Here is a 7,212-nt window from a genome sequence, read left to right on the forward strand (position 1 = left end):
CGCGATGAAACCGCTTGACCCGACGGGTCGAGCCTGACTCCATGCACCAGTCGGCCAGACTGCCCGAGGCGTGGAATGGCTGCCCACGATGCCGTGGAATCGATGCCCATCTTCCGTGGAATACGCATCGAACATGCGGTCGAACGGACATACAAGGTCTCCCGCGGCGACTGCAGGCGCAGCAAGAATTGCCGGCACATTTGCGACGGGTTCGTTGTCAGGCGCTGCAGTGCAGCTTCCCTGAAGCGGCCGTTCGTGCAAGCTGCACAAAAGTGGGTGCGGCCTGCGACAGTTGCAGGCCGCTGATCCTGTCTTCAGGCTTAGACTTGGTGGAAAGGCAACTCACCGACTGCCGCATCGTCGAGACCAAGGACCAGCCGGTCCCCTTCAAGCGTCAGGCTCGACGGTTCGACGATGCGCTCATCCTCGGCAACGCTGTCGCCGAAGTCACTGAGACTGCACTTGCGGTGCTGGCGTCAGCTCCCAGCACGTTCTCGACCTCTCCTATCTTCCCGCCATCGGCGCTGCAGACGGGCCTCCAGCGAACGTGGTCAGACAGCTACAAAGCCACCATCGACCATCAGCTCTGCGCCACCAACGAAGCTGCTCTCGTCCGATGCAAGGAACATAACTGCCTTTGTCACCTCGTCGGCCTCGGCCAGCCTCCCGAACGGAATGGCCCCCTTCATCCACTCCTCGGCGCCACTGTTGTTCTGCAAGTAGGTCCTCATGGCCGGGGTCAAGACCATGCCCGGCGAAACCACATTCACTCGAATGCCTCTGTCTTTCAGGTCAGTTGTCCATGTACGGGCGAACGACCGGATAGCGGCCTTCGTGGCGCTGTAGACCGACAGGTTGGCGAAGCCCTTGCTTCCAGCTCCCGACCCCGCCAGGACGATAGAGCCGCCGGCCGACATCAATGGCAGGGCCTTCTGCACGGTGTAGACGGTGCCCTTGACGTTGATGTCGAACAACCGGTCGAAATGGTCGTCCTCGATCTCGTCCACCGGGGCAGACTCGGACACACCAGCATTGGCATAGACCACGTCCACACGACCGTGATCGCGCCTGATCCTGGAATACAGGCGGTCGAGATGGGCATGATTACTGACATCCCCTTGGATGCCGACCGCGCCATTGCCGATTTCTGCGACTGCGGCGTCGAGGCGCATTTCGCTGCGGCCGGTAATGTAGACCAGCGCACCTGCGCTCGCGAAGGCCTTTGCTGTCGCCAGCCCTATGCCATCTGTGCCGCCTGTGATCACAACGACCTTGTCATCAAACCGATTCGCCATCATTTGCCCCTTTAAGTGAAGTGTTGCTCCACTTAGCATATGGAGTTATCCTCCACTTAGCAAGTTCGGGAAGGAGAAAGCGTTGAATGACAACACCTCATTGAGAGCCGACGCTCTGAGGAACCGGGAACGCATCATCGCGGCGGCGGAGGAAGTGTTTCTGGAGCGAGGGGCCAACGTCAATCTTGACGAGGTGGCGAGGCGGGCTGGGGTGGGGGTCGCGACGCTTTATCGACGGTTTTCGACCCGCGAAGAACTTCTCGCGGCGACTTATAGCGCCCGCTTCGTGACTTTTGCGGAGACCAGCCGATCCCGTGATGCTGATCTCGACCCGCTGAGCGCGCTGCGTCTATATCTGGAAGAGCTGGTGCAATACAGCAATGTCTACCGCGGCCTTGCAGCCTCGCTCGGAACGGTGTTGCAGGTCGGGACGCCGGGCTGCCTCGCAACCAGTGAAGAGGGTAATCGTCTGTTGCGTCGTGCGCAAAAGGCGGGGGTGGTTCGGCATGATATCAGCTTTGACGACATCGTTTGCGTAGCAACAGCAGTGTCGCTTGCGACGGAAGAACACCCCGCCCCTGATCCGCACATCACTCACTTGGTTGGTGTGTTTATCGACGGGATTGCGAATTCCTCTCGGTAACAAGCCGCTTCACTGAGGCGCAGATCGCTGGGATGGTCAAGGAGCAGGACCCGAACGGCACGCAGGTTCGGATCATCTGAGTTCTTGCTGGATGATCCTGTCTGCTTTGATCTGATGCTGGGGCTGCCAGGGGCCGGGTATCATTTCGAATTCACTCGGTTAGAGGGGCACGAGGCTGGTCGCGCACCGACCAAGGGCAATCTGACCGTCTTTTACCTGCCGGACACTGAGACCTGGCGCGAAGGCGTGGCGAGGATGCAAGCTGCGGGGTTCGAGCCCGTGGCTTCCTTCAACCCCTATTCGGACGTCAACGGTCGCACTTCGAAGATCCGGACGGCTATCGCATCGTTCTGCAAAACGCCGCTTGGCCGTAGGCGTCACGGCGGCTCTACGCGCGCCAAAAACGGTGGATTTCGACCGAGGCAGAAACGCCTGAGTTATGACCCAGGCCGCCGATGCACGGAGCCCTTTGATATGTGCCGGCTGCTGTTCGCAATCGAGAAACTGGCGTGGCTGCGGAAGCCGCTCTGGCTGACTCCAAGAACACGGCACATCCGGTTGATCGGGAAGCTGGCCTTCTCTGCCTCGATGAAGCCGAAGGTCATCGACTTCCCTCCTTCGCGAAGAAGGCCGCGGCTTTTTTCAGGATGTCGCGCTCCTGCTTCAGCACCGCGTTCTCCCGTCGCAGCCGCTTCAGCTCGGCATGTAAATCGACCGGTGCCTCACTTGGCTCGATGACATCACCCTCTTGGCTCAGCCACCGCGTCAGCGTCGATAACCCGATGCCCAGATCCTCCGCGATCTCCCGCCGAGTCCTGCCGCTGGCCAGTGCCAGTCACACCGCTTCACGCCGAAACTCCGGCGTCGGTCTGTTTCCGTTTTCCATAGAACACCTCCCGGTTCCTCAGTTGGTGCTCTCCACTTTTCCCGGGCAAGTTCAAACGCCGTCAGGCCGCACTCATCGCTCGGCACCTCACGCCGCGCGAAGCGGGCCGGACGCTTGCGCTATCCGAGGGCGCCGCGCCCGGCGCGCTTGTCCTGAAACCATCCGCCGACTACCAAACTCAAACCGGCAGACTCTCGTTATGACCAAGGGACCAATGGGGGCAGGTCACTCATTAGAACTCCGCTATTTGAGGCGACAGGTGCCGCCGATGTGTGACGTCGTGATAGACTAGGAACAGGGTGCCTTGCAGCGATGCCCGAAAGCCCCCGGGATTGCTCCGAAGACGGAAGGAAAAGCGATGGAGGCGCCACAGCGGGAGAGGGAAGCACGACAAGGGCGGGTGTATCCAGCCGCCCTTTTGCTTGGTGGGGCGTGTTGCTTAGAACTGCTGGCTGGTCGGCCGCAGAACGATTGCGTTGATGTCGACATCGGCGGGTTGCTCGATCGCAAAGGCGATGGCACGGGCAACCGATGAGGCGGGGATCGCCTCTTTGTAAAAGTCGAGTACCGTCTCTGTCGCGGTGCCCGAAGTGCCATGCTTTAGCTCGCTATCGACGGCCCCGGGCTCGATTGAGGTCACGCGGACCTTGGCGCCGACTTCCTGCCGCAACCCTTCGGAGATAGCGCTGACCGCAAACTTGGTACCCGAATAGACGGTGCCACCCGGCGCGAAAACCTTGATGCCCGCAACTGAACTGAGGTTGATGATATGTCCGCTTTCCTGCGCGAGGAAGCGCGGCAGAACAGAGGCGATGCCGTAGAGCACGCCCTTGAGGTTTACGTCGATCATCTGGTCCCACTCGCCGGTATTCACTTCCGACATGGGGCGGATCGGCATGAGGCCCGCGTTGTTGACCAGCACGTCCAGCCTGCCGAAATCGGTGACCACCGCGTCGACGACTGCTTCGACCTGCGCCTTGTCGGTCACGTCCAGCGTATAGGCGCGGGCCATACCTCCTGCTTGCTCGATCTGTGCGACCACCTCGTTGAGCCGGTCCTTGCGGCGCGCCGCCACCGCGACATGGGCGCCGCGTGCTGCAAGCAGCTTCGCGGTTTCCGCGCCGAGGCCCGTGCTGCCGCCGGTAATCAGGACGATTTTTCCTTCGATTCCTTCACTCATTTTCTTCTCCATCTGATTTGGAAAGGTCGCGAGATGCGGCCTTTGTTTTGCGCGCCGTAGCCATTGGTGCGATGACGGCGCACTTGGTTGCCTGCGTGATCCCACAGATCGGGGGTCAGCCGTCTGTTCCCTCGACGGGGTAGACCTGGTCCGTGCTGCCCTGTACGCGATGCGGACGCGCCGCGAAGTGTTCGGAACGCGCGTATCAGGCTTTCGCCGTCTCCATCGTGGGGAAGCTCAGGATCGTGATGCCGTCGACTGGATCGCCCGCGAGCACCACGTGAGGGCCGTAAGAGGCGAGCGATGCGCGTCCCTTGCCGCGGGCGTGTTCGCTCTGTAGCGATTAAGCGCCGCGGGGTCGGTGACACTGCCTTGGATGAACACGGCGAAGGTGGTCATGCGGCCGTCTCAAGTTCCTTGATCAGGCGCTGCGCGGCTTCGGCAGAGGAGCCCGGGTTCTGGCCCGTGATCAACAGGCCGTCCTGCACCACGTACGAGCTCCAGTCGGGCCCCTTCGAGTAGACCCCGCCCTTGGCCTTCAGCTCGTCCTCGACCAGGTACGGCACCACCTCGGTCAACCCGACCGCGGCCTCTTCGCTGTTGGTGAACCCCGTGACCTTCCTGCCTTTCACAAGCGGCCGACCATCAGGTGTCGTGACATGGCGCAGGACGCCGGGCGCGTGGCAGACTAGGGCGACCGGCTTGTTCGTCGCCAGAAAGCTTTCAATCAGCGCTCGCGAGTCCGCGCTCTCCGAAAGATCCCACAGCGGACCGTGACCGCCGGGGTAGAACACCGTGTCAAAGTTCCCCTCGGACACATCCGCGAGCTTGGCCGTGTTTGCAAGAAGCTCGTTGGCCTCGCTGTCGGCCTCGAACCGACGCGTTTGGTCCGTCTGGAAGTTGGGCTCGTTGCTCTTGGGATCGAGGGGCGGCTGCCCGCCCTTCGGTGAGGCAAGGGTGATCTCCGCCCCCGCGTCCTTGAACGCGTAGTAGGGTGCAGCCAACTCCTCCAGCCAGAAGCCGGTCTTGCGGCCCGTATCGCCAAGCTGGTCGTGCGATGTCAGAACGATTAGAACTTTCATGTCTGATTTTCCTTCGGTTAAGTTATCTACTTCAGCTGTCGGGGATGTCCCCGTTAAGGTCCTGTGTTGCGGGCCAACGTCCGGTCGCTCTGGCCCAAGCTTACCGAAACCGCCTTGGCTCGACGGCGCTCAGGCTGCGGCGCCGGTGCTGGTCTTGCTTTCTTTCGACGTCGCGTAGGTGGATCCTGTAAAAGAGGCGGAAAGACACTAAAGGGTGTAGTCGCACCGTTCCCTGTAGTTGCGTAGACCAGTCGACTATGCCGCTTGGAGGCGTTTTTATCCGCCCCGCGCCGAGCTTCGATTAGGCTTGACCTTGCCGGTCGTTTCCCGGTCCCCTTGCCAGTTCACCTCTAGGCAGCCGGTCGATCTCCACGCAGAAGAGGCGTCATGCCAAGCATTAGGACAGCCGTGCCGCCGAGGAACAACAGCGGCAAGCCAAAGCCACCTGACCATGTATAAAGCAGACCGACCAACAGCGGACCCAGCGCCCCCAGCCCGTACCCAAAAGCGAGGACAAGAGCGTTCCATGCGTTTGCCTCCTGAGGACTGGACGTGTGATCGAGCGGCAAGGTCATGCCAAGGGTAAAGGAGCTCCCGACGCCCACGGCAACCGCGGGCACGAACAGGAAGGTCAACGTCCCCGGCAACAGGGCGACCCCCAAAATGCCTGCCAGTGCGATCGCGGCGGCCATGCCGATCTGCACGCGCCGGTCCTTCCCACCACCAATCAGGCCCGGCAGTGGATTCGCGCACATGAAGGCAATCGTGAAGCTTGTCAGGATCAGCCCCGCCGTCGCGGTGTCCTGCCCACGATCGAGGTAAAGGGGCACGAGCCATGTAAGGAAGCCGAAGAAAAGGATATTGTTAGCCGCGAAATAGAACGCGATCCGCCAAGCGGCACCCGATCGCACGGGGAGTGCCGCGCGCGGCGCCGCAACCGGGACGACCGCAGCGAGGGCGCTCTCGCGGCGCGCGATCACGCACCAGGCGGCAATTGCCGTCACGCCAGGCAAGACCCAGACGCCTGCACCGACGCGCCAATCCTGTGCGAAGTCCGACAGGGGGCCCGTCAGCGCAGCGGAAATTGTGGCCCCCAGGCCCAGGGACATTGCGTAGAGGCCCATGAACAGAGCCGCCTGCCGGGGATAGTTGCTTTTCACAAATCCACCAATCAGCGCCCCGGCCACAGCGATGCCCATACCGACTCCGGCTGTCGTGAGAAACAGCACGAGGCTCGTCCCGCTCAAGGCCCGCGCGGCGGTCGCAAGGGTGATCAGGATCATGGCCGCGATGATCATGCGATTGCGCCCGAACCGATGTGCCAGAAGGGGGGCCGGAAGCGCAAGAAGACCCATCAGAAACGGCGGGATTGATGTGAGAAAAGCGGCCTGAGCATACGAGATGCCGAAGGCTTCGTTGAGCTTCGGCAGCAATGGGCCGATGGAGGCTATGCCGGGTCGCAGGTCCATGCCGACTGCCAGCACGCAAGCGATGCCAAGAGACAGGGGCAGGCCTGCGGAAACCGGCTCCGGCGCGCGCGGTTCTTGCATCGTGCGCCTTGTTTCAGCCGGGTCGACCGGCAGCTTTGGCATGTGCAGGTTCATGGTCCGAGACCTTTCATAATTAAGGATTCAGAGGGCGGCCAGACCGGCGCCGGATACGGCAATGTCCTGATCAACACTGCCAGCACTGGCGCCGATGGCTCCGATGACGCGCCCTGAACGAAAGACAGGAATACCGCCACCGAAGATGACGACACGGCCCCCCTGGCCCTGCTGAAGGCCGTAAAGCTCTGCGCCTGGCTGGCTGAGGGAGCCAAGAATCTCGGTCGGCTGTCGGAACATGCAGGCGCTGAAGGCCTTGTTCACGGCCAGTTCGATACAGCCGGGCTGGGCATCGTCTTGGCGCACGAAGGCGATCAGATGTGCCGCCGCATCGACAACGGCGATGCAATAGGGAATGCCGATGCTGGTCGCCTCGACTTCAGCGGCGGCCAGCATCCTGCCGGCATCTTCCCGCGTGAGGGTTTCCAGCATTCTGGTCACAGGGATGTTCCTTTTGTGGAAATGGCTCTGTGTTGCCGTCGCCCTCGATGCCGGCGACCGCGCTCGGGGCGGATGACCGCG

General features: G+C 61.8%; 6 protein-coding genes and 2 pseudogenes. 2 read left to right on the top strand and 6 right to left on the bottom strand.

Going from position 1 to position 7,212, the window contains the following annotated elements:
- Positions 1-551 precede the first annotated feature (551 nt).
- On the bottom strand, positions 552-1,295 hold the full coding sequence (locus ACFSGJ_RS17310; RefSeq protein WP_390264719.1) for an SDR family NAD(P)-dependent oxidoreductase: 744 nt from the start codon (positions 1,293-1,295) through the stop codon (positions 552-554).
- An 82-nt stretch (positions 1,296-1,377) separates the two neighbouring features.
- On the opposite strand from ACFSGJ_RS17310, the gene ACFSGJ_RS17315 reads away from it, so the two are divergent.
- A complete protein-coding gene (locus ACFSGJ_RS17315; protein ID WP_390264722.1) occupies positions 1,378-1,938 on the top strand; it encodes a TetR/AcrR family transcriptional regulator in 561 nt (186 codons plus the stop codon).
- Positions 1,939-2,052: 114 nt separating this feature from the next.
- Positions 2,053-2,247: pseudogene (locus ACFSGJ_RS17320) on the top strand (VOC family protein); the annotation flags it as partial.
- 209 nt (positions 2,248-2,456) lie between these two features.
- On the opposite strand, the pseudogene ACFSGJ_RS17325 reads toward ACFSGJ_RS17320, so the two are convergent.
- From ACFSGJ_RS17325 to ACFSGJ_RS17345, 5 genes and pseudogenes are all read right to left on the bottom strand, one after another.
- Positions 2,457-2,773 (bottom strand): annotated as a pseudogene (locus tag ACFSGJ_RS17325) (transposase); the annotation flags it as partial.
- A gap of 490 nt (positions 2,774-3,263) precedes the next feature.
- Complete coding sequence (locus ACFSGJ_RS17330) at positions 3,264-4,016, bottom strand: SDR family oxidoreductase (RefSeq protein WP_417398447.1); 753 nt, start codon at positions 4,014-4,016, stop codon at positions 3,264-3,266.
- Positions 4,017-4,399: 383 nt separating this feature from the next.
- A complete protein-coding gene (locus ACFSGJ_RS17335) occupies positions 4,400-5,086 on the bottom strand; it encodes a type 1 glutamine amidotransferase domain-containing protein (protein WP_390264725.1) in 687 nt (228 codons plus the stop codon).
- Positions 5,087-5,436: 350 nt separating this feature from the next.
- Positions 5,437-6,555 carry an MFS transporter gene (locus ACFSGJ_RS17340; RefSeq protein WP_390264728.1) on the bottom strand — a complete coding sequence of 373 codons (1,119 nt, stop codon included), beginning with the start codon at positions 6,553-6,555 and terminating at the stop codon, positions 5,437-5,439.
- A 162-nt stretch (positions 6,556-6,717) separates the two neighbouring features.
- Positions 6,718-7,212: GlcG/HbpS family heme-binding protein (locus tag ACFSGJ_RS17345; RefSeq protein ID WP_390264730.1), on the bottom strand; the 495-nt coding region annotated here is incomplete at its 5' end.

Origin of the sequence: Halodurantibacterium flavum, assembly GCF_042681825.1 — a bacterium.
GTDB lineage: Bacteria > Pseudomonadota > Alphaproteobacteria > Rhodobacterales > Rhodobacteraceae > Halodurantibacterium > Halodurantibacterium flavum.

Excerpts from the sequence above, each read along its gene's own strand:
- ACFSGJ_RS17335 (WP_390264725.1), bottom strand. The coding sequence starts at position 5,086 with ATGAAAGTTCTAATCGTTCTGACATCGCACGACCAGCTTGGCGATACG.
- ACFSGJ_RS17330 (WP_417398447.1), bottom strand. The coding sequence starts at position 4,016 with ATGGAGAAGAAAATGAGTGAAGGAATCGAAGGAAAAATCGTCCTGATT.
- ACFSGJ_RS17340 (WP_390264728.1), bottom strand. The coding sequence starts at position 6,555 with ATGGACCTGCGACCCGGCATAGCCTCCATCGGCCCATTGCTGCCGAAG.
- ACFSGJ_RS17310 (WP_390264719.1), bottom strand. The coding sequence starts at position 1,295 with ATGGCGAATCGGTTTGATGACAAGGTCGTTGTGATCACAGGCGGCACA.